19 protein-coding genes and 2 tRNA genes are annotated in these 19288 nt (G+C 68.8%); 10 read left to right on the top strand and 11 right to left on the bottom strand.

Annotated elements, in window-relative coordinates:
- Window positions 1-198: 198 nt before the first annotated feature.
- Window positions 199-281 (bottom strand) — tRNA-Leu (locus tag ACWC2B_RS12065).
- A 378-nt stretch (window positions 282-659) separates the two neighbouring features.
- On the opposite strand from ACWC2B_RS12065, the gene ACWC2B_RS12060 reads away from it, so the two are divergent.
- From ACWC2B_RS12060 to pknB, 6 genes are all read left to right on the top strand, one after another.
- Window positions 660-1529 carry an FhaA domain-containing protein gene (locus ACWC2B_RS12060; RefSeq protein ID WP_450716357.1) on the top strand — a complete coding sequence of 290 codons (870 nt, stop codon included), beginning with the start codon at window positions 660-662 and terminating at the stop codon, window positions 1527-1529.
- A 10-nt stretch (window positions 1530-1539) separates the two neighbouring features.
- Entirely contained in the window at window positions 1540-2076 is a 537-nt protein-coding gene (locus ACWC2B_RS12055) for an FHA domain-containing protein FhaB/FipA (protein ID WP_450716356.1), read from the top strand.
- A gap of 129 nt (window positions 2077-2205) precedes the next feature.
- The gene (locus ACWC2B_RS12050; RefSeq protein WP_450716355.1) at window positions 2206-3690 is read left to right on the top strand and encodes a Stp1/IreP family PP2C-type Ser/Thr phosphatase; all 1485 of its coding nucleotides are present in this window, start codon (window positions 2206-2208) and stop codon (window positions 3688-3690) included.
- A 26-nt stretch (window positions 3691-3716) separates the two neighbouring features.
- Window positions 3717-5132 carry an FtsW/RodA/SpoVE family cell cycle protein gene (locus ACWC2B_RS12045; protein ID WP_450716354.1) on the top strand — a complete coding sequence of 472 codons (1416 nt, stop codon included), beginning with the start codon at window positions 3717-3719 and terminating at the stop codon, window positions 5130-5132.
- Complete coding sequence (locus ACWC2B_RS12040; RefSeq protein WP_450716353.1) at window positions 5129-6592, top strand: penicillin-binding transpeptidase domain-containing protein; 1464 nt, start codon at window positions 5129-5131, stop codon at window positions 6590-6592. The genes ACWC2B_RS12045 and ACWC2B_RS12040 overlap by 4 nt, the downstream gene beginning before the upstream one ends.
- A 188-nt stretch (window positions 6593-6780) precedes the next feature.
- On the top strand, window positions 6781-8802 hold the full coding sequence (gene pknB / locus ACWC2B_RS12035) for a Stk1 family PASTA domain-containing Ser/Thr kinase (RefSeq protein ID WP_450716352.1): 2022 nt from the start codon (window positions 6781-6783) through the stop codon (window positions 8800-8802).
- Window positions 8803-8913: 111 nt separating this feature from the next.
- Here pknB and ACWC2B_RS12030 read toward each other — a convergent pair whose 3' ends face one another.
- The 6 genes from ACWC2B_RS12030 to ACWC2B_RS12005 form a co-directional block, all read right to left on the bottom strand.
- A complete protein-coding gene (locus tag ACWC2B_RS12030) occupies window positions 8914-9654 on the bottom strand; it encodes a class E sortase (protein ID WP_450716351.1) in 741 nt (246 codons plus the stop codon).
- Window positions 9655-9680: 26 nt separating this feature from the next.
- A complete protein-coding gene (locus ACWC2B_RS12025; protein ID WP_450716350.1) occupies window positions 9681-11015 on the bottom strand; it encodes a class E sortase in 1335 nt (444 codons plus the stop codon).
- A complete protein-coding gene (locus tag ACWC2B_RS12020) occupies window positions 10946-11584 on the bottom strand; it encodes an aminodeoxychorismate/anthranilate synthase component II (protein ID WP_450716349.1) in 639 nt (212 codons plus the stop codon). Before ACWC2B_RS12020 ends, ACWC2B_RS12025 begins: the two co-directional genes overlap by 70 nt.
- Window positions 11581-11760 (bottom strand): hypothetical protein, encoded by a 180-nt coding sequence (locus ACWC2B_RS12015; RefSeq protein ID WP_053724737.1) that lies wholly within the window; start codon window positions 11758-11760, stop codon window positions 11581-11583. Before ACWC2B_RS12015 ends, ACWC2B_RS12020 begins: the two co-directional genes overlap by 4 nt.
- A 68-nt stretch (window positions 11761-11828) precedes the next feature.
- On the bottom strand, window positions 11829-12512 hold the full coding sequence (locus tag ACWC2B_RS12010) for a class E sortase (RefSeq protein ID WP_450716348.1): 684 nt from the start codon (window positions 12510-12512) through the stop codon (window positions 11829-11831).
- Window positions 12513-12534: 22 nt separating this feature from the next.
- The gene (locus tag ACWC2B_RS12005) at window positions 12535-13314 is read right to left on the bottom strand and encodes a DUF881 domain-containing protein (RefSeq protein WP_450716347.1); all 780 of its coding nucleotides are present in this window, start codon (window positions 13312-13314) and stop codon (window positions 12535-12537) included.
- Window positions 13315-13451: 137 nt separating this feature from the next.
- Here ACWC2B_RS12005 and crgA point away from each other — a divergent pair, with 137 nt between their 5' ends.
- A complete protein-coding gene (gene crgA / locus ACWC2B_RS12000) occupies window positions 13452-13706 on the top strand; it encodes a cell division protein CrgA (RefSeq protein WP_053724735.1) in 255 nt (84 codons plus the stop codon).
- Between the two features lie 300 nt (window positions 13707-14006).
- Here the strand turns inward: crgA and ACWC2B_RS11995 are convergent, their stop codons facing one another.
- Complete coding sequence (locus ACWC2B_RS11995; protein WP_450716346.1) at window positions 14007-14894, bottom strand: rhomboid family intramembrane serine protease; 888 nt, start codon at window positions 14892-14894, stop codon at window positions 14007-14009.
- 85 nt (window positions 14895-14979) lie between these two features.
- Window positions 14980-15513 carry a peptidylprolyl isomerase gene (locus ACWC2B_RS11990; protein ID WP_450716345.1) on the bottom strand — a complete coding sequence of 178 codons (534 nt, stop codon included), beginning with the start codon at window positions 15511-15513 and terminating at the stop codon, window positions 14980-14982.
- 305 nt (window positions 15514-15818) lie between these two features.
- On the opposite strand from ACWC2B_RS11990, the gene ACWC2B_RS11985 reads away from it, so the two are divergent.
- Complete coding sequence (locus ACWC2B_RS11985) at window positions 15819-16523, top strand: DUF5324 family protein (protein WP_450716344.1); 705 nt, start codon at window positions 15819-15821, stop codon at window positions 16521-16523.
- Window positions 16524-16610: 87 nt separating this feature from the next.
- Here ACWC2B_RS11985 and ACWC2B_RS11980 read toward each other — a convergent pair whose 3' ends face one another.
- Together ACWC2B_RS11980 and ACWC2B_RS11975 are read right to left on the bottom strand one after the other, a co-directional pair.
- Window positions 16611-16832, bottom strand: coding sequence for a hypothetical protein (locus ACWC2B_RS11980; RefSeq protein ID WP_450716343.1), 222 nt, complete (start codon window positions 16830-16832; stop codon window positions 16611-16613).
- Between the two features lie 245 nt (window positions 16833-17077).
- Window positions 17078-17150 (bottom strand) — tRNA-Ala (locus ACWC2B_RS11975).
- A 152-nt stretch (window positions 17151-17302) separates the two neighbouring features.
- On the opposite strand from ACWC2B_RS11975, the gene ACWC2B_RS11970 reads away from it, so the two are divergent.
- Both ACWC2B_RS11970 and ACWC2B_RS11965 read left to right on the top strand, forming a co-directional pair.
- Complete coding sequence (locus tag ACWC2B_RS11970) at window positions 17303-17851, top strand: helix-turn-helix domain-containing protein (RefSeq protein ID WP_450716342.1); 549 nt, start codon at window positions 17303-17305, stop codon at window positions 17849-17851.
- Between the two features lie 30 nt (window positions 17852-17881).
- Window positions 17882-19279: a serine/threonine-protein kinase gene (locus ACWC2B_RS11965; RefSeq protein ID WP_450716341.1), complete on the top strand. Its 1398-nt coding sequence runs from the start codon at window positions 17882-17884 to the stop codon at window positions 19277-19279.
- The last annotated feature ends 9 nt before the right edge of the window (window positions 19280-19288 follow it).

The raw sequence follows: 19288 nt of genomic DNA, 5'->3' as shown, positions 1-19288 counted from the left end.
GTTTGCGCGCGTCCGTCATGGGTTTGCGCGCGCTGGAACGCGACATATGACACAGGAGAATCAGAAGAAGGGCCGGAGCGCGTGAGACGGAGCGGTGAGACAGAACATGGGGAGACATGGGCAGTGGGTATCCGCACAAAGCCTGGTACATACGAAGGAAGCCCCGCAGATCCGGGGATCTACGGGGCTTCCGACTTGTGCGCGAGGGGGGATTTGAACCCCCACGTCCCGAAGGACACTGGCACCTGAAGCCAGCGCGTCTGCCGTTCCGCCACTCGCGCAAGAGTGGTGTGCTGGGCTCTCTCACTTTTCGGTGCGATTGCCTGGCGACGTCGAGAAGATTAGCACGCTGGGCAGGGTGGATTCACATCCGTTGTTTGCGGCGACCCTGGTGGGGAGGAGCAGATCAGGAGAGAGGCAACCCGCGGCATCGTTACCCGCTCCTCCTGAGTGCACCCCGGGTGCGGGACACTGTCGGGAAGCCACCTCTACGATCCGTACGAGAGGTGCGTGTGAGAGGTGACACTCGTCCACAGGGCACAGAAGGGGAACCAGCCGATTTCCCGACGCGTGGATACGATCAGTAAGCAGTACCAAGAGCGTGACCCAGAGCAGAACCGGCAGCAACACCAGGACGGCAACGACGGAGGAGGTGCCCCATGGGAGTCCTGAAGCGTTTCGAGCAGCGTCTCGAAGGCCTGGTCAACGGCACCTTCGCGAAGGTCTTCAAGTCCGAGGTCCAGCCCGTCGAGATCGCCGGCGCGCTCCAGCGCGAGTGCGACAACAACGCGTCGATCTGGAACCGGGACCGCACGGTCGTCCCCAACGACTTCATCGTCGAGTTGAGCGCTCCGGACTTCGAGCGGCTCAGCCCGTACTCGGGCCAGCTCGGCGACGAGTTGTCCGGCCTGGTGCGTGACTACGCGAAGCAGCAGCGCTACACCTTCATGGGCCCGATCAAGGTGCACTTGGAGAAGGCCGAGGACCTCGACACCGGTTTGTACCGGGTGCGCAGCCGTACGCTCGCGTCCAGCACCGACCAGCAGGGCCCGCAGGGTCCCCAGGGCCCCGGCCCGGGTACCCCGCAGCGTCCCGCGCCCGTGGCCCCTCAGGGCGGCCGTGGCGGCTACGGCTACCCGCCGGCCGCGGCACCGCCCATGCCCGCGGCGCCGCCTCCGGGCCGCCCGGGTGGTTCGCCCGCCGACCGCCGTCCGGCGGCTCCGGGGCCGATGCCGGGCGGGCACGGCCAGGTGCGACGCTGGATCGAGATCAATGGCACCCGCCACCAGATCTCCCGCCCGACTCTGGTCCTTGGCCGCAGCACCGATGCGGATGTGAGGATCGACGATCCCGGCGTCTCGCGCCGGCACTGTGAGATCCGGACCGGAACGCCCCCGACGATCCAGGATCTCGGGTCCACCAACGGCATCGTGGTGGACGGGCAGCACACCACCCGCGCTACGCTCCGCGACGGCTCGCGGATCGTCGTGGGCAGCACCACCATCGTTTACCGGCAAGCCGAAGGGTGAAGCGGGGGCAATGTCAGAGCTGACCCTCACGGTCATGCGGTTGGGTTTCCTCGCCGTACTGTGGCTGTTCGTCATCGTGGCCGTACAGGTCATTCGCAGCGACCTGTTCGGTACGCGCGTCACCCAGCGCGGTTCGCGCCGGGGCAATGACGCGAACCGGCAGCCGCAGACCGGCAGGCAGGCCGCCGCGGCCGCCGCGCCACCGCCCCAGCGCGGCCAGCAGCAGGGTGGCGGCGGGCGGCAGCGCCGTGGCGCCCCCACCAAGCTGGTCGTGTCCGAGGGCACTCTCACCGGCACCACGGTCGCGTTGCAGGGCCAGACTATTTCGCTGGGCCGGGCGCACGATTCGACGATCGTCCTGGACGACGACTACGCGTCGAGCCGCCATGCCAGGATCTACCCGGACCGGGACGGCAATTGGATCGTCGAGGATCTCGGGTCCACCAACGGCACCTATCTGGACCGGACCCGGCTCACCACCCCGACCCCGATTCCGCTGGGCGCGCCGATCCGCATCGGCAAGACCGTCATCGAGCTGCGGAAGTAGTACGACAATGAGCGAGCGGAGCGAGCGAGCCGCGGCGGTCCCCAGGGACCGGGACGGGCTCCCGACCGGAGGGTGGGCAGTGTGGCTCGACATGACCGGCTGTACCCCGAGCCGACAGGCGAGGTGCGCATGAGTCTCTCCCTGCGTTTCGCCGCCGGATCGCACAAGGGCATGATCCGCGAGGGGAACGAGGACTCCGGTTACGCCGGTCCCCGTCTCCTCGCCATCGCCGACGGCATGGGCGGTCAGGCCGCCGGTGAGGTCGCCTCGTCCGAGGTGATCTCCACGCTGGTCACGCTCGACGACGACGTTCCCGGTTCGGACATCCTCACCTCGCTGGGCACCGCCGTGCAGCGGGCCAACGACCAGCTGCGCATGATGGTCGAGGAGGACCCCCAGCTGGAGGGGATGGGCACCACGCTCACCGCTCTGCTGTGGACGGGTCAGCGCCTGGGCCTGGTGCATGTGGGCGACTCGCGCGCCTATCTGCTGCGCGACGGCGTCCTCACGCAGATCACCCAGGACCACACCTGGGTGCAGCGGCTGGTCGACGAGGGTCGCATCACCGAGGAAGAGGCCACCACCCACCCGCAGCGCTCGCTCCTGATGCGCGCGCTGGGCAGCGGCGACCATGTCGAGCCCGATCTGTCGATCCGTGAAGTGCGGGCCGGCGACCGGTACTTGATCTGTTCTGACGGCCTGTCGGGGGTGGTCTCCCACCAGACGATGGAGGAGACCCTCGCCAGCTACCAGGGCCCGCAGGAGACCGTGCAGGAGCTGATCCAGCTCGCGCTGCGCGGCGGCGGTCCCGACAACATCACGGTGATCATCGCCGATGTGCTGGACGTCGACTCCGGGGACACCCTGGCGGGGCAGCTCAACGACACGCCGGTCATCGTGGGCGCGGTCGCCGAGAACCAGCTGCAGTCGAACGACGGCGGCGCCATGCAGACCCCGGCCGGCCGCGCCTCCGGGCTCGGCCGCCCCGCGCCGTCGCCCCCGGGTGGCGGCTTCGGCCCGCCCGGAAGTGGCGACGACAGCGGCTACGGCAATCCGCCCGAGGGCGCGTTCGGCTCGTACACCGACGAGGACTTCGTCAAGCCGCGCCGGCGCGGCGGCAAAGGCCGGTGGATCCGCAGATCGCTGTACATCGTGCTGGCCCTCGCGGTCGTCGGCGGCGGTCTGTACGGCGGGTACCGCTGGACGCAGACGCAGTACTTCATCGGCACCAACAGCGACGGCACGCCGCACGTGGCGTTGTACCGGGGCATCAGCCAGGACCTGGCGTGGGTGAAGCTCTCCAAGGTGGAGACCGATCACCCCGAGATCGAACTCAAGTACCTCCCGCAGTACCAGCGCAACCAGATCGACTCGACGATCGCCGCGAGCAGCCTCGACAAGGCGCAGGCCAAGATCCAGGAGTTCGCGACGCAGGCGTCCGCCTGCAAGAAGGAGGAGGAGCGCCGCGCCGCGGAGGGCAACAACTCCGCGAAGCCCGGCACGGGCGCCACCGGCGCCCCGTCCAGCAAGACCACCACCACCGCATCTCCCACACCCGGCCCCAGCCTCTCGGAGGACGAGCAGAAGCTGGTCTCGCAGTGCGGTAAGCAGTAGGCAGCCGTAGGGGGCCTTTCCACACCATGAGCGTTGTCACCAACACGACCACCATTGGCGCGATCGAAGCACCGAGCCGCCGCAACACCGAGCTGGCCCTGCTGATCTTCGCCGTGGCCATCCCGGTGTTCGCGTACGCCAACGTGGGGCTTGCCATGACCGGCAAGCTTCCCTCCGGCATGCTCGGATACGGTCTGGGCCTGGGCCTGATGGCGGGTGTGGCGCACTTGGTGGTGCGCAAGTTCGCCAAGTACGCCGATCCACTGCTGCTGCCGCTCGCGACGCTGCTCAACGGGCTCGGCCTGGTGCTGATCTGGCGGCTCGACCAGTCGCCCCGGCTGATCCAGCGCGCGAAGAACGCCTGGGGCAAGTTCTCCCCCGACGCTCCCCACCAGCTCCTGTTCACCGCGGTCGGTGTCGCCCTGTTCATCGGCGTGCTGCTGTTGCTGAAGGATCACCGCATCCTGCAGCGCTACACGTACATCTCGATGGCGGTGGCGCTGTTCCTGCTGGTCCTGCCGATGTTCTTCCCGGCCGTCAACGGCGCGAAGATCTGGATCTCGATTCCCGGCCTCGGCACCATCCAGCCCGGCGAGTTCGCGAAGATCATCATCGCGATCTTCTTCTCCGGCTACCTGATGGTGAAGCGGGACGCGCTGGCGCTGGCCAGCCGCCGCTTCATGGGTCTGTACCTGCCGCGCGGCCGTGACCTCGGGCCGATCCTGGTCATCTGGGCGATGTCGATCCTGATCCTCGTCTTCGAGACCGACCTCGGCACCTCGCTGCTGTTCTTCGGCCTGTTCGTCGTCATGCTGTACGTGGCCACCGAGCGCACCAGCTGGATCGTGTTCGGTCTGCTGATGTCGGCGGTCGGCGCGGTGGGCGTGGCCACCTTCGAGTCGCATGTGCAGCAGCGTGTGAAGGCCTGGATGGACCCCTTCGCCTGCTACAAGACGGACGGCGCCTGCCAGCAGATCGGCGACGCGATCATGTCGTTCGGATCCGGCGGCACGCTCGGCACCGGCCTCGGCCAGGGCAACTCCGACCTCATCGGCTTCGCCGCCAACGCCGACTTCATCCTCTCCACCGTCGGCGAGGAACTGGGCCTGGCCGGAATGATGGCGCTGCTGCTGATCTACGGCCTGATCGTGGAGCGCGGCGTGCGCACCGCGCTCGCCGCCCGCGACCCGTTCGGCAAGCTCCTCGCGATCGGCCTCTCCGGCGCCTTCGCGCTCCAGGTGTTCGTCGTGGCCGGCGGTGTGATGGGCCTCATCCCGCTGACCGGTATGACGATGCCGTTCCTCGCGCAGGGCGGTTCGTCCGTCATCGCCAACTGGGCCCTGATCGGCATCCTGATCCGGATCAGCGACACCGCTCGCCGCCCCGCGCCGGCCCCCGCCCCGTCCCCCGACGCCGAGATGACCCAGGTGGTCCGACCGTGAACAAGCCCCTGCGCCGGATCGCGATCTTCTGCGGGCTGCTCGTCCTCTCGCTGATGATCCGCGACAACTGGCTCCAGTACGTCCGGGCCGACGAGCTGAACGCGAGCAAGTACAACCGCCGCGTCCAGATCGAGCGGTTCGCCCACGAGCGCGGCAACATCATCACGGCCGACGGCCAGACGATCACCGGCTCCACGGAGACCTCGGGCACCGACTTCAAGTACAAGCGGGTCTGGAAGGACGGCACCATGTGGTCGCCGGTCACCGGATACGCCTCGCAGATCTTCGACGCGTCCCAGCTGGAGAAGATCGAGGACAGCATCCTGTCCGGCACCGACAACCGCCTCTTCTTCGACCGCACCCTTTCGATGTTCACCGGCGAGAAGAAGCAGGGCGGCAACGTCGTCACCACCCTGAACAGCGCCGCCCAGAAGGCCGCCTTCCAGGGCCTCGGCGACAAGAAGGGCGCGGTCGCGGCGATCAACCCGCAGACCGGCGCCATCCTCGCGCTGGCCTCGACACCGTCGTACGACCCGTCCGTGTTCGCGGGCAGCACCAACAAGGACAGCAGCAACTACAAGGCGCTGCTGGACGACAAGAACCAGCCCATGCTGAACCGGGCGCTGCGCCAGACCTACCCTCCGGGCTCCACCTTCAAGGTGGTCACCGCCGCCGCGGCCCTGGAGAACGGGCTGTACTCCGGCATCGACGACCCGACGCGGTCGCCAGTGCCGTACATCCTGCCGGACACCGCCCACCAGCCGCTGAACAACGAGGGCAACATCCCCTGTGAGAACGCCACGCTGAAGGTGGCTCTCCAGTGGTCCTGCAATACCGTCTTCGGCAAGATCAGCGCCGACCTGGGCAACGAGAAGATGAAGGCCGAGGCCGAGAAGTTCGGCTTCAACAAGCAGATCTTCAACCCGGTCCGCACCGACGCCAGCATCTACCCGAAGGACAACCGCCCGCAGAACGCCATGGCGGGCATCGGGCAGGCCTCCAACCGTGCGACCCCGCTCCAGATGGCCATGGTCGCCGCCGCCGTCGCCAACGACGGCAAGCTGATGAAGCCGTACATGGTCGACCAGCTCCAGGCGCCGAACGTGGACGTGCTCTCCAAGACCCAGCCGGAGCAGATGAGCCAGCCGATGTCGGCCGCCAATGCCCAGAAGCTGCAGAAGATGATGGAGTTCGTGGTCACCGACGGCACCGGCAAGAACGGCCAGATCGCGGGCGTGACCGTCGGCGGCAAGACCGGTACCGCCCAGCACGGTGTCGACAACAACGGCAACCCCTACGCCTGGTTCATCTCCTACGCGAAGACCGGGGACGGCTCCCCGGTCGCGGTCGCCGTGGTGATCGAAGGCTCCGACACGACCCGTGACGACATCGCGGGTGGCGCGCTTGCGGCCCCCATCGCCAGGAACGTGATGAAGGCGGTGCTCGACAGCAAGAAGTGACCCGGGCTGTTTCACGTGAAACGGTCGCTCGTTTCACGTGAAACATCACACGTGCCCTGTACCGGTCCGGTATCAGGTGGCGGTCGCGAGCTGATCGGCTTGCGGTGCCCGGTAGCGTATGCGCGAACAGCACACCGCCGGACCACCCATGGGTACGGTCGGGACAGACGGAGAGGGCTGGATTAGCTATGGAAGAGCCGCGTCGCCTCGGCGGCCGGTACGAGCTGGGCCAGGTGCTCGGCCGTGGTGGCATGGCGGAGGTCTACCTCGCGCACGACACCCGGCTCGGCCGCACCGTCGCCGTGAAGACGCTGCGGGCCGACCTCGCCCGCGATCCGTCTTTCCAGGCCCGGTTCCGCCGTGAGGCCCAGTCGGCCGCCTCGCTCAACCACCCGGCGATCGTCGCTGTCTACGACACCGGCGAGGACTACGTCGACAACGTCTCCATCCCGTACATCGTGATGGAGTACGTCGACGGTTCGACCCTGCGCGAACTGCTGCACTCCGGGCGCAAGTTGCTGCCCGAGCGCACCCTGGAAATGACCATCGGCATCCTCCAGGCGCTGGAGTACTCGCACCGCAACGGGATCGTCCACCGTGACATCAAGCCGGCGAACGTCATGCTGACGCGCACCGGCCAGGTCAAGGTCATGGACTTCGGCATCGCCCGCGCCATGGGCGACTCCGGCATGACGATGACGCAGACCGCCGCCGTGATCGGCACCGCCCAGTACCTCTCCCCGGAGCAGGCCAAGGGCGAGCAGGTCGACGCGCGAAGCGACCTGTACTCGACGGGCTGCCTGCTGTACGAGCTGCTCACCGTCCGGCCCCCCTTCGTCGGGGACTCGCCGGTCGCGGTGGCCTACCAGCACGTACGCGAGGAGCCGCAGCCTCCCTCGAACTTCGACACCGAGATCACGCCCGAGATGGACGCCATCGTCCTCAAGGCGCTGGTCAAGGACCCCGACTACCGCTACCAGTCGGCGGACGAGATGCGCGCCGACATCGAGGCCTACCTCGACGGTCAGCCGGTCGCCGCGACCGCCGCCCTGGGCGCGGTCGGCTACGGCAACGGGTACGACGGCTACAACAACGGCTACGGCAACGACCAGCCGACGACCGCGCTGCGCCCGACCGACTCGGGTGCGGGTCAGACCTCGATGCTGCCGCCGGTCAATCCGGACGACGGCGGCTACGGCTATGACGACCGCCCCGCCCGGCGCCGCCAGAAGAAGTCCCACACCTCGACGATCCTGCTGATCCTGGCGGGCGTCCTGGTGCTGGTCGGCGCGATCCTGATCGGCAAGTCCGTCTTCAGCGGCAACGCCGACAGCGGCACGGTGAGCGTGCCCAACCTCGTCGGCAGCAGCCAGGGCGACGCGGAGAAGCTGGCGACCAACGCCGGGGTCAAGATGTCCGTGACCAAGAACGAGCCGTGCGCGGACCAGCCCAAGGGCAACATCTGCAGCCAGAACCCGGCGAACGGCAACATGAAGAAGGGCGAGACCGTCTTGGTCACCGTCTCCACGGGCGCGCCCAAGATCGAGGTTCCGGACGTCACGCAGAAGGACAAGGACAGCGCGACGCAGCTGCTCCAGAGCAAGGGCTTCCAGGTGAAGACCAAGGAGGTCGAGTCCAGCTCGACGCCGGGCACGGTCGTCACCCAGGACCCGACGGGCGGTTCGCAGGCGGAGAAGAACTCGACGGTCACGCTTGAGATCGCCAAGAAGCAGACCACGAAGATGCCCGATGTGACGGGTTCGGATTACAACGTCGCGGTCCAGCAGCTCAATGCTCTCGGCTTCACGAACGTGTCCCGCCAGGACGTGGACTCCGCGGACAAGCCGCTCAACCAGGTCGTCTCGATGACCCCGACCGGCAACACCAACCAGGCCAAGGACGTGCAGATCGTCCTGAAGGTCTCCAAGGGCCCGCAGAGCCAGACTCCTCCGCCCGGCGGCCAGGTGGCCATTCCGCAGGGTCTGGTCGGGCAGACGGTGAAGAAGGCCGAGCAGGCGCTGAACGACGCGGGCTTCAGCAACATCCAGTTCGCGCCGGGCAGTTCGGACGACGAGAAGGCGCGCGTCACGATCGTCACGCCCGGCTCGGGCACCATGGCCGACCCGAACCAGCCGGTCACGCTGACCACGTTCGGCGGCGGCGGGGGCGGCTTCCCGTTCGGCGGACCGTCCGGCGGACCGCTGACCTAGTCCGCGCAGCGCTCAGCACTGAGCCCCGGCACCCTGTGAGGGTGCCGGGGCTCAGTGGCGTACTGGCTCGGTCTCAGTGCCGTACGAGCGGCGCCGTAGCAACTCGGCGTATTACTTGCGCAGTTCGGCCGGCGGGGTGCGCCTGGCGTCGACCTTCTCGGTGCGCACCAGCTCGCCCCACACGATGTAGCGGTACTTCGAGGTGTAGACCGGGGTACAGGTCGTCAGGGTGATGTACTGGCCGGGCTTCTTGGCGCCCGACTCCTTCGGGACCGGCTGCAGCACGTCGACGTTGTACTTCGACGTCTCGCTCAGCTCCGCGAACACCTTGTAGACGTACCAGGTGTCCTTGGTCTCGAAGACGACCGGATCGCCGGTCTTCAGCTTGTCGATGTTGTGGAACTTGGCGCCGTGGCCGTCCCGGTGGGCGGCGAGGGTGAAGTTGCCGCTCTTGGCCGCGCCGGGAAGCGTCGACTTGACCGGGTCCGTGTAGTAGCCGGCCACACCGCCGTTGAGGACGTCGGTGTCGGTGCCCTTCTTGACGAGCACCTCGCCGTTCTTCATCGCCGGCACGTGCAGGAAGCCGATGCCGCCCTTGGTGTCGAGCGCCCCGGGGCCCGTGGAGGCCGCCCAGTCGCGGCGCACGGTGTCGCCCTGTGCGGACGCCTCGCGGTCGGCCATGACGTTCGTCCACCACAGCGAGTAGACGACGAAGAGGCCGAGCACCAGGCCCGCCGTGATGAGCAGTTCGCCGAAGACGCTGATGACGCCCGCGACGGCACCGCGGCCGCGCCGGGCCGGAGCCGGTCCGGGCGTGCCGGTCCGCTCGTCGTGGTCGGTTCCTGTCGCCACCGCACCCGCCCCTGCTGTCCGTTCGGTCATTCCACGAGCGCGTCGGGCTTGCCCTTGCTGCGCGGTCGGTCGTCGACCATCTTGCCCCACACGATCAGCCGGTAGGTACTCGTGAATTCCGGCGTGCATGTCGTCAGCGTCAGATAGCGGCCGGGCTTGGTGAATCCGGATCCCACGGGGATCGGCTTCAGTACCGACACGTTCGCCGGGGAGGTCTGCGGCAGCTGGCTGGTGATCTCGTAGGTGTAGTACGCGTCCTGCGTCTCGACGATGACCTTGTCCCCCGCCTTCAGCCGGTTGATGTACCGGAAGGGCTCGCCGTGGGTGTTGCGGTGGGCGGCGACCGCGAAGTTGCCGGTCGCGTCCGCCGGCATGGCCGTCTTGAGGGAGCCCTCGTCGTAGTGGCCGATCATGCCCTTGTCGAGGACCTTCGTCTTGCTGGTGCCCTGCGCGATCGGGACGACGACGTCCAGCTTGGGGATGTGCATGATGGCGAAGCCCTGGCCGGGCGCGAACGTGCCGGGCTTGCGGCCGTCCGCCCAGTCCTGCGCGATCTTCTTGGCGGCGCTGCCCGCCTCCTGGTGTGCGCGGACGTTCGTCCACCACAGCTGGTACGTCACGAACAGGAGCATCACCACGCCCAGCGTGATGAAGGCTTCCCCCAGGACCCGGCTGGCGATCACCGCAGCGCTGTCCTTGCGCGCCTTGGCCGCGCGCCGAGCCTCGGCCCGGGTCAGTCGCCGCCCGTCCGGCTCGGCAACGGGAACGGGGGCCGCGCGCCCCTTGCTCTTGGCGGCCTTGCGCCGCTCTGCCCGCCCTCCGGTGGCCGGCGGGACGGCTGCCCGCTCGTCCACGGTCCGCAGCGCGACGGTCTCACTGTCCCTCGTCGCGACGGAACGCGGATCGGCGACGGAACGCGGACCGGGGGCGTACCGGGGATCGGGGCCGGACATCGGCTCCGAAAGGGATTCCGAGAGGGATATCGGCTCCGGGACGGGTATCTCGGGCATCGCCCGGGTGATCGGCGCGGCGGCCGGTTCGGATATCGGCTCCTGCGCGGGATACCAGTCCTGCTGGTGGGCCACGGGGCCCGGCGGGTACCACTCCTGAGGCTGCGTCAGCGGCTCGGGAGCAGGCGCCGGCGGGTCGGCCGCAGGCCCGGATACGGGCTCCTGTGCGGGGGCTGAAGCGTCGGGTGGCAGGTTGCCGGCCCGGAACCAGGGCGAGCCGTGCCCGCCGGGTGGCAGGGGGTCCGTCAGCGGGTCGTACTCGTGCTCCGGACGCACGGCAGTCACGCCGCGGCCTTGCCCACCACCGGCGCGAGCCCCGCCGACCGCTCGACGGCCCCCGCGTCCCCGCATCGGACCAGCCAGTTGGCCAGCATGCGGTGGCCGTGCTCGGTCAGGACCGACTCGGGGTGGAACTGGACCCCCTCGACCGGCAGTTCACGGTGGCGCAGCCCCATGATGATGCCGTCCTCGGTGCGGGCGGTGACTTCGAGCTCGCCCGGAAGGGTCGCCGGCTCGGCGGCCAGCGAGTGGTAGCGGGTCGCCGTGAAAGGAGAGGGGAGCCCCGCGAAAACGCCTGTGCCCTGGTGCAGCACCGGCGACGTCTTGCCGTGCAGCAGCTCGGGGGCCCGGCCCACGACGCCGCCGTACGCGACCATCATCGACTGCATACCGAGACAGACGCCGAAGACGGGCACGCCGGTTGCGGCGCAGTGGCGCACCATGTCGACGCAGATGCCCGCCTGTTCGGGCGCGCCGGGACCGGGAGAGAGCAGGACGCCGTCGAAGCCGTCCTGGGCGTGTTCGAGGGACACCTCGTCGTTGCGGACGACCTCGCACTCGGCGCCGAGCTGGTACAGGTACTGGACCAGGTTGAAGACGAAGCTGTCGTAGTTGTCGACTACGAGAATGCGCGCGCTCACCGGGCTGCCGTCCCCATCCCCTGGTCCACCGTCACGTCGTTGAACGGGAGCAGCGGCTCCGCCCACGGGAAGACGTACTGGAAGAGCACGTAGACGATCACGAGCACCATCGCGAGCGAGATGAGCGCCCGCAGCCACGCGTTGCCCGGCAGATGCCGCCAGATCCAGCCGTACATGCTGTCCCCGCTGTCCCTTCCGACGATCGTTACGGCACCAGAGTAAGGGGCTGGACTGTGGTTGGGGGTCAGCCGTCCAAAGCTGTGGGTCTGCCCTGCGCCACGGGCAGCGTGGAGTCGAGGTGCCCCCAGACGATCAGCCGGTGGCTGCTGCCCCATTCCGGGTCGCAGGTGGTGAGCGTCAGATAGCGGCCGGGCGAGCGGAACGGCGACTTGGCGGGGACGGGGTCGATGACGGCGACGTCGCTGGGCACGGTCCGGTAGGGCTTGTCGTCGATGCGGTAGGTGTACCAGGTGGTGTCGTCGCGCAGGACGACCGCGTCGCCGGGCCGCAGTTCGGGGAAGTCCTTGAACGGGTCGCCGTAGGTGCGCCGGTGGCCGGCGACGGAGAAGTTGCCCTGCTGGCCGAGCTGCGCGGTGTTGGCGTAGTGGCCCAGGCCCTTCTGGAGGTCCTTGACGGCGGTGCCTTCGAGGACGGGCTTGTGCCAGCCCTTGCCGAGCCGGGGGATGTACATGACGGCGAAGGAGCGGCCTTCGGTGTACGCGGGCGGTGGGGCGGCCTTGTGCGGGGCTGCCGGGCGGGGCGGGGGGTTCTGGGCCCACTGCTCCCGCAGGCCGGATATCTGGTCGCCGGCCGCGTTGTCGGCCTTCACGCCGGTCCAGTACAGGAGGTACACGACGAACAGGACGATCAGGGTGCCGACGGTGAGGCACAGTTCGCTGAAGGTCCTCACGACGATCCGCACGGACATCGGAGATGCCCCTTCCCGCGCGCTACTTCACCGGTTTCGCGTAGTGGAGATCCACTGTGCCCGAGTAGGCAGCGAGAGTCATCGTCTTGTGCTCGTCGACTTTCCAGCCGAGCCCGTAGGCCTTCACGTACAGCTGGTAGTTCTGGATCGCCTTGGACGCGTTCAGCGCGCCGCGCAGCTTCCCGGTGTCACCGACCGCCGTGATCTTGTACGGGGGCGAGTAGACGCGGCCCTGGAGGATCAGGGTGTTGCCGACGCAGCGCACCGCGCTGGTGGCGATCAGGCGCTGGTCCATGACCTGGATGCCCTGGGCGCCGCCCTGCCACAGCGCGTTGACGACGGCCTGCAGGTCCTGCTGGTGGATGACGAGGTCATTGGCCTGCGGGGCGGGGTAGCCGGGGGCGGCCGTGGCGTTGGGCGGGGCGTCGTTGAGCGTGACGCTCAGCGCCTTTCCGGAGACCGGCGCGGTGCCCGAGGCGTCCTTGAGACCGTTGAGGAGCTGGTCCTGGGCCTTGGTGGAGCCGTCGTCGCGCTGGGCGAGCGCGTCGACGTCGCCGCGCAGAGCCGCGGTGGAGTCGCCGAGTTCCTTGTTCTTGTGGTCGCGCTGTTTGATCAGGTCCGACAGCTTCAGGAGCGAGGCGTCGGTGCGGATGTTGGTGCCCTTGGCCGTGTTGAAACTGGTGACGAAGATGAGGCCGGCGAGCGCGAACACGGCGGCGGAGAGCAGCCGTACGGGGCGGGCGCGCAGGCGGCGCCGGGGCTGCTCGGGGACCCCGTCGGGGGAGTCGGCAGAATTGCTCAACGTACCCTTATCTCCTTCGGCGCCACGGAAGCACTACGCTAACGGACGCTTGGGGGAGGCTTCCCCCGCAGTCCCGTCCCCCGGCGCCGCCACAGTTCCCTGCGCGGTCACGCAGCGCATCGACAGGAGAGTTCCTCGTGCCGAAGTCACGTATCCGCAAGAAGGCCGATTTCACGCCGCCGCCCGCGAAGCAGGCGACCGCCATCAAACTGGGCAGCCGAGGCTGGGTCGCCCCGGTGATGCTGGCGTTCTTCCTCATCGGGCTCGCCTGGATCGTCCTCTTCTATGTGACCGAGGGCGACCTACCGCTCAAGGCGCTCGGCAACTGGAACATCGTCGTCGGCTTCGGCTTCATCGCGGGTGGTTTCGGCGTGTCCACGCAGTGGAAGTAGCGCTGTCCGTACCGTGAAAATCGCGCTGTTCGGACAGGGGCAGGAGCGGCGAATGCAAGCTCTGCCCCTAGTTATCCACAGCGCTATCCACCGGGAGTGGATAACTCAGACGATCTGTGGATAACTTCCGGAAGGTTGACGCCGGTGTGACTGGCTCCGCCGGCCTCCACACCCCATGCGCCCCTTGCCCCGCCTGGAAAGACCCAGGTCAGGAGCGAGGGGCGCAGGCGTTCCCCACCCGGTGCACAAGTTCGGACACTCGCTGTGGACAACTCTGGGGAAAGCTCGTACCCGCTGTGGTCAGGTGAGCTGAGCGGTGCGGATCAGCACGATGCCGACCGAGACCGCGAGCACCAGCAGACAGCTGCCCCACTGCACCAGGTCGCGCCGCTCCGCGGGGGCGTGGACCATGCCGATGCCGAGCAGGACACCCGCGACCAGCCCGCCCACGTGCGCCTGCCAGGCAATGCCCGCCCACGCGAACGTGAAGATCAGGTTGACCACGAGCAGCCCGATGACCGGACGCATGTCGTACTTCATCCGCCGCATCAGCACCGCCATGGCACCGAACAGGCCGAAGATCGCGCCGGACGCGCCGAGCGTCAACTGGTTCTGGGCCGCGAGCAGGTACGTCAGCGCGCCGCCCGCCAGGCCCGACACGAAGTACAGCGCCAGATAGCGGGCCCTTCCGAGCGCGGCCTCCAGGGGGCCGCCGAGCCACCACAGGCTGAGCATGTTGAAGCCGATGTGGGCGTAGCCGTTGTGCAGGAACATCGAGGTCAGCAGGCGATACCACTGGCCCTCGGCGACGCCTTGTACGCCATCGAAGCCCGGGACTCTGGCCCATCCAAGGAGGGAGAACTCGTCGGCGATCCGCTGTCCGACCGCCAACTGCACCAGGAATACGGCGACGTTGACCCCGATGAGGATCTTGGTGAACAGCTGCGGGTCGCCCGCCGCCAGGACCCCGCCCGCCAGCGTGCGCGGCTGATTCGCCGTCGGGGCGTGACCGGTGCCGGAGCCGGAGCGCACGCATTCCGGGCACTGGAAGCCGACGGAGGCGCTGATCATGCACTCGGGGCAGATCGGGCGGTCGCAACGGCTGCAGCTGATGCCGGTGTGCACCCCGGGATGCCGGTAGCAGCTGGGCAGGCCGGCCTGCCGCGCCTGATCCTCGTCCTGGTTCATCGGGCTCCCTCGTCCTCGTGCAGCAGCTCCGCCCCGCTCGTCATACGCACGAGCGGGGCGGAAAGGTTCCCTGCGGAGCCGGAGATCAGCCTTCGCGGGACTCGACGACGACCGACTCGATGACCACGTCGTTGACCGGGCGGTCGGTGCGCGGGTTGGTCTGGGTGGCGGCGATGGCGTCCACGACCTTGCGGCCGGCGTCGTTCGAGACCTCGCCGAAGATGGTGTGCTTGCGGGTCAGCCACGCGGTGGGCGACACGGTGATGAAGAACTGCGAGCCGTTGGTGGCCGGGCCGGCGTTGGCCATGGCCAGCAGGTACGGCTTGTCGAAGCCCAGCTCCGGGTGGAACTCGTCGGCGAACTCGTAGCCCGGGCCGCCGGTGCCGTTGCCCAGCGGGTCGCCGCCCTGGATCATGAAGCCGCTGATCACGCGGTGGAAGACGGTGCCGTCGTACAGCGGGGCCGTGGTCTTCTCACCGGTCGCCGGGTTCGTCCACTCGCGCTCGCCCTTGGCGAGTTCCACGAAGTTCTTGACCGTCTTGGGTGCGTGGTTCGGCAGGAGCCGAATCTCGATGTCGCCCTGGTTGGTCTTCAGGGTGGCGTAAAGCTGCTCGGCCACGATCTGCCTTCCTTAGAGGTCTGCACTGACGTCCCACGATCCTCGCACGGACCGCACCGGCGAACGGGAAAGCGCCCGGTTACCGACAGATACCCGCTGAACGGTGCCGTACCGCCCGCGACCGTGGCATTGTCGACCGCAAGCTCCCTCCAGTACTGCGCCCAGCACCACGCCCCGCAGATGCTTCAAACACTCGATGCCCACCCGGATGCCTTTGAGCGCATGCCGGGTACCCGCAGGACAGGCATGATTTCGAGATGGGTGGAAAGGCGACATACCGAACCGCCACCAAGGAGGAGGATCACGTGACCCGCATGGAGAGCGTGCGCGCCGCGACCGGAACGGCGAAGGAGAGCGTGCTGCACGCCGCGGAAGTGGTGGCGCCCTACGCCGATTCGGCCAGGCAGCAGGCCGCACAGTATGCCCAGCACTACGCCCAGGAAGCGCGCGTACGCGTCGCGCCGAAGGTGTCGAAGGCCGCGGCCCAGGCCCGCACCCAGGCCCGGCACCAGTACGACGCCCACCTCGCGCCGCGCGTCCCGCCGAAGGTGGACGAGGTGACCCACCAGGCGGCGGAGCGCTCGCGCCGGGCCGTCCGGCAGGCCGCCGAATACGCCGCCCCGCGCGTGGAACAGGCGGTCGCCGCCGCCCAGCCGCTGCGCGAAGAAGCCAGGGCACGCTCGGCGGCCGCCCTCGCCGCGCTGCGCGGACAGGTGACGACGCAGGAGATCGAGAAGCTCGCGCGCAAGCACCGGCGCCAGGCCAGGGCGGCCCGCGCCGCCAAGGGTCTCGTGATCCTCGGCATCCTCGCGGGCGGCGCGTTCGCCGCGTGGCGGTGGTGGGACAAGCAGGCCAACCCGGACTGGCTGGTCGAGCCCCCGGAGCCGACCGAGGTCGGCGACCGTCCCCCGCTCACCTCCGTGGACGGCAGCACCACCGACGCCCTCGACCCCGAGGTACAGGCCAAACAGGCCGCGGAAGAGGCGGCGGAACGCGACGAACGGCACTGAGTGGCCGTCGATCGGCGCTGAGCGACAGGAAGCGCGACGGACGCCCGGCTGCCCGTTGAGGCGGCCGGGCGTCGGTCGTCGCCGCCGTCAGGCGCGCTGCTTCCGGGCCCTCACCAGGCACCAGGCGCCGCCGCCGAGGAACACGAAGTTCACCGAGCGGACCACCAGGCCCGCCATCAGGCTGTGGTCCTCGGGCAAGCCGGCGGCCCTGGCTTGAATGATCCAGATCAGCACGCCGCCCAGAACGATCAAGGCGACCCCGCCGGCACCCCAGGCCGCCCGGCCGGTCGCGGTCCGCTCGGCTTCCATCCCCAACCCACCTTCCGCACTCGGCGATTCGGCGCCTGCCCGTACGCCCCCGCCAGGCTACGTCTCCTCCTGGAGCGCAAGATCATTTCAGGGGCCGGCCCGGTCGGATTGACCGGGAAGCGTGCCCATTCGGCGCGGATCCAGCGCCTCGGCCCGCGCCCCGGCTCGGGGCACCCAGCGATGAGACAGGCGCACAAAGAGGCCCCCCAACCCGCGTTTACGCAGGTCAGGGGGCCTCTGGGATGTGGAGCCTAGGAGATTCGAACTCCTGACATCTGCCTTGCAAAGGCAGCGCTCTACCAACTGAGCTAAGGCCCCGGATGAGGTGGTGCGGGACCAGAGTACCGGGTGGAACCGGGGATCTCGCAAAAGGATTGGGACTCCCGGTGAACGACCACTCTCCGTAAGATGCTCGTCGAGGTTCGCACCCGTGAAGCGGCCTCAATGGGGAAGCGATGGGGAGACGCGCAATGGACGCAGCACAGCAGGAAGCGACCGCCAGAGCCAGGGAGCTTCAGCGGAGCTGGTACGGGGAGCCGCTGGGGGCGCTCTTCCGCCGGCTGATAGACGACCTCGGGCTGAATCAGGCCCGGCTCGCCGCTGTTCTGGGGCTCTCGGCGCCCATGCTGTCACAGCTGATGAGCGGGCAGCGCGCCAAGATCGGCAATCCGGCCGTGGTGCAGCGCGTCCAGGCGCTCCAGGACCTGGCGGGGCAGGTGGCCGACGGCAGTGTGAGCGCCGCGGAAGCCACCGACCGGATGGAAGAGATCAAGAAGTCCCAGGGAGGCTCGGTGCTGACCAACACCGGCCAGACGACGTCCAGTTCGGGCGCCCCGACGGTACGTCGCGTGGTGCGCGAGATCCAGTCGCTGCTGCGCTCCGTCTCGGCCGCGGGCGACATCATCGACGCCGCCGACACTCTCGCCCCCGCCCACCCCGAACTGGCAGAGTTCCTCCGGGTGTACGGCGCGGGGCGCACCGCCGAGGCGGTCTCGCACTACGAGTCGCACCAGAGCTGACAACGGTCCGATCGATCCTGGGGGCATCGGGTGGGCGAGGTCTTCGCCGGTCGGTACGAGCTGGTCGACCCGGTCGGACGGGGCGGGGCCGGAGCCGTCTGGCGCACCTGGGACCGGCGTCGGCGCCGCTACGTGGCGGCGAAGGTGCTCCAGCAGAGCGATGCCCACACGCTGCTGCGGTTCGTCCGCGAGCAGGCCCTCAGGATCGACCACCCGCACGTGCTCGCACCGGCCAGCTGGGCCGCCGACGACGACAAGGTCCTGTTCACCATGGACCTGGTCAGCGGCGGCTCACTGGCCCATCTGATCGGCGACTACGGGCCGTTGCCGCCCCGGTTCGTGTGCACCCTGCTCGACCAGCTGCTCGCGGGCCTGGCCGCTGTCCACGCGGAGGGGGTCGTGCACCGCGACATCAAACCGGCCAACATCCTCCTGGAGGCCACCGGCAGCGGCCGCCCGCACCTGCGGCTCTCCGACTTCGGCATCTCGATGCGCAAGGGCGAGCCCCGCCTCACGGAGACCAACTACGTGGTGGGGACGCCGGGTTATTTCGCGCCGGAGCAGATGATGGGCGCCGAACCCGATTTCCCGTCCGACCTGTTCGCCGTCGGCCTGGTCGCGCTCTACCTCCTGGAGGGCAGCAAGCCGGACGCGCGGGCCCTCGTCGAGTACTTCGCCGCCCACGGCACTCCCGGCGCCCCTCAGGGCATCCCCGAGCCCCTCTGGCAGGTCCTCGCGGGGCTGCTCCAGCCGAACCCGCAGAACCGGTTCCGCACGGCCACGGGGGCGCGCAAGGCGCTGGCCTCGGCGGTGGAGCTGCTGCCCGACCAGGATCCGGACGAGGAGCCCGTCGAAGTCTTCGACCAGATCGGCCCCCTGCCCCCCGGCTTCGCCGAGCACGGCCCCGAGAACCCGGCCCAGGATCCACAGACGTCCTCCTCTTCCTCCGCTACGACCTCCTCCGTGACGTCTTCCTCCGTAACGGCCTCCTCCTTGAGAAGGGATGGCATACGGCAACAGGACGCACAACAGACGGGCCCACACGGGGACATGGGGGAGGGTTGGCTCCAACAGACCGGGCAGTCAGGGCAGTTGGGGTACGACCGCTCGGCATCAGGTCAGGCGCCTTCGGTCTCCGGCTCCGGCGCCATCCCTCCGCCTCCGCAGCAACCCCCCACCCCTCCCACGTCGGCCCCCGCGTACCTGGCGCCGCAGTACGAGCAGACGCCGCCGACGCCCGCGACGGCCCCGTACACGGCGCCGTACCCCAATGCGGCCGTGCCGCCCCAAGTTCCCGTCCAGGGAGCCTCTTTCGTGGCTTCCGCGCCCCGGCCGCGGCCGGGGCCGCCCGCCAAGGTCGCGGTGCCGGTGCTCCTGGTGGCGCTGGTGTGTTTCGCCGTCGGCTTCTGGGCGCTGGCGCAGACCTGAGGGCCGTGG

The sequence above is a fragment of the Streptomyces sp. NPDC001415 genome (assembly GCF_053597395.1).
The sequence above is the reverse complement of the archived record's forward strand: the minus strand, read 5'-3'. Positions and strand labels throughout refer to the sequence as shown.

Bases quoted from the DNA above. Each gene is read 5' to 3' on its own strand.
- ACWC2B_RS12015 (WP_053724737.1), bottom strand. From the start codon at position 11,760: ATGTACGGCTGGATCTGGCGGCATCTGCCGGGCAACGCGTGGCTGCGG.
- ACWC2B_RS12045 (WP_450716354.1), top strand. From the start codon at position 3,717: ATGAGCGTTGTCACCAACACGACCACCATTGGCGCGATCGAAGCACCG.
- ACWC2B_RS11995 (WP_450716346.1), bottom strand. From the start codon at position 14,894: ATGAACCAGGACGAGGATCAGGCGCGGCAGGCCGGCCTGCCCAGCTGC.
- ACWC2B_RS12060 (WP_450716357.1), top strand. From the start codon at position 660: ATGGGAGTCCTGAAGCGTTTCGAGCAGCGTCTCGAAGGCCTGGTCAAC.
- ACWC2B_RS11970 (WP_450716342.1), top strand. From the start codon at position 17,303: ATGGACGCAGCACAGCAGGAAGCGACCGCCAGAGCCAGGGAGCTTCAG.
- ACWC2B_RS12055 (WP_450716356.1), top strand. From the start codon at position 1,540: ATGTCAGAGCTGACCCTCACGGTCATGCGGTTGGGTTTCCTCGCCGTA.
- ACWC2B_RS11980 (WP_450716343.1), bottom strand. From the start codon at position 16,832: ATGGAAGCCGAGCGGACCGCGACCGGCCGGGCGGCCTGGGGTGCCGGC.
- ACWC2B_RS12050 (WP_450716355.1), top strand. From the start codon at position 2,206: ATGAGTCTCTCCCTGCGTTTCGCCGCCGGATCGCACAAGGGCATGATC.
- pknB (WP_450716352.1), top strand. From the start codon at position 6,781: ATGGAAGAGCCGCGTCGCCTCGGCGGCCGGTACGAGCTGGGCCAGGTG.
- ACWC2B_RS12025 (WP_450716350.1), bottom strand. From the start codon at position 11,015: ATGCGGGGACGCGGGGGCCGTCGAGCGGTCGGCGGGGCTCGCGCCGGT.
- ACWC2B_RS12010 (WP_450716348.1), bottom strand. From the start codon at position 12,512: ATGTCCGTGCGGATCGTCGTGAGGACCTTCAGCGAACTGTGCCTCACC.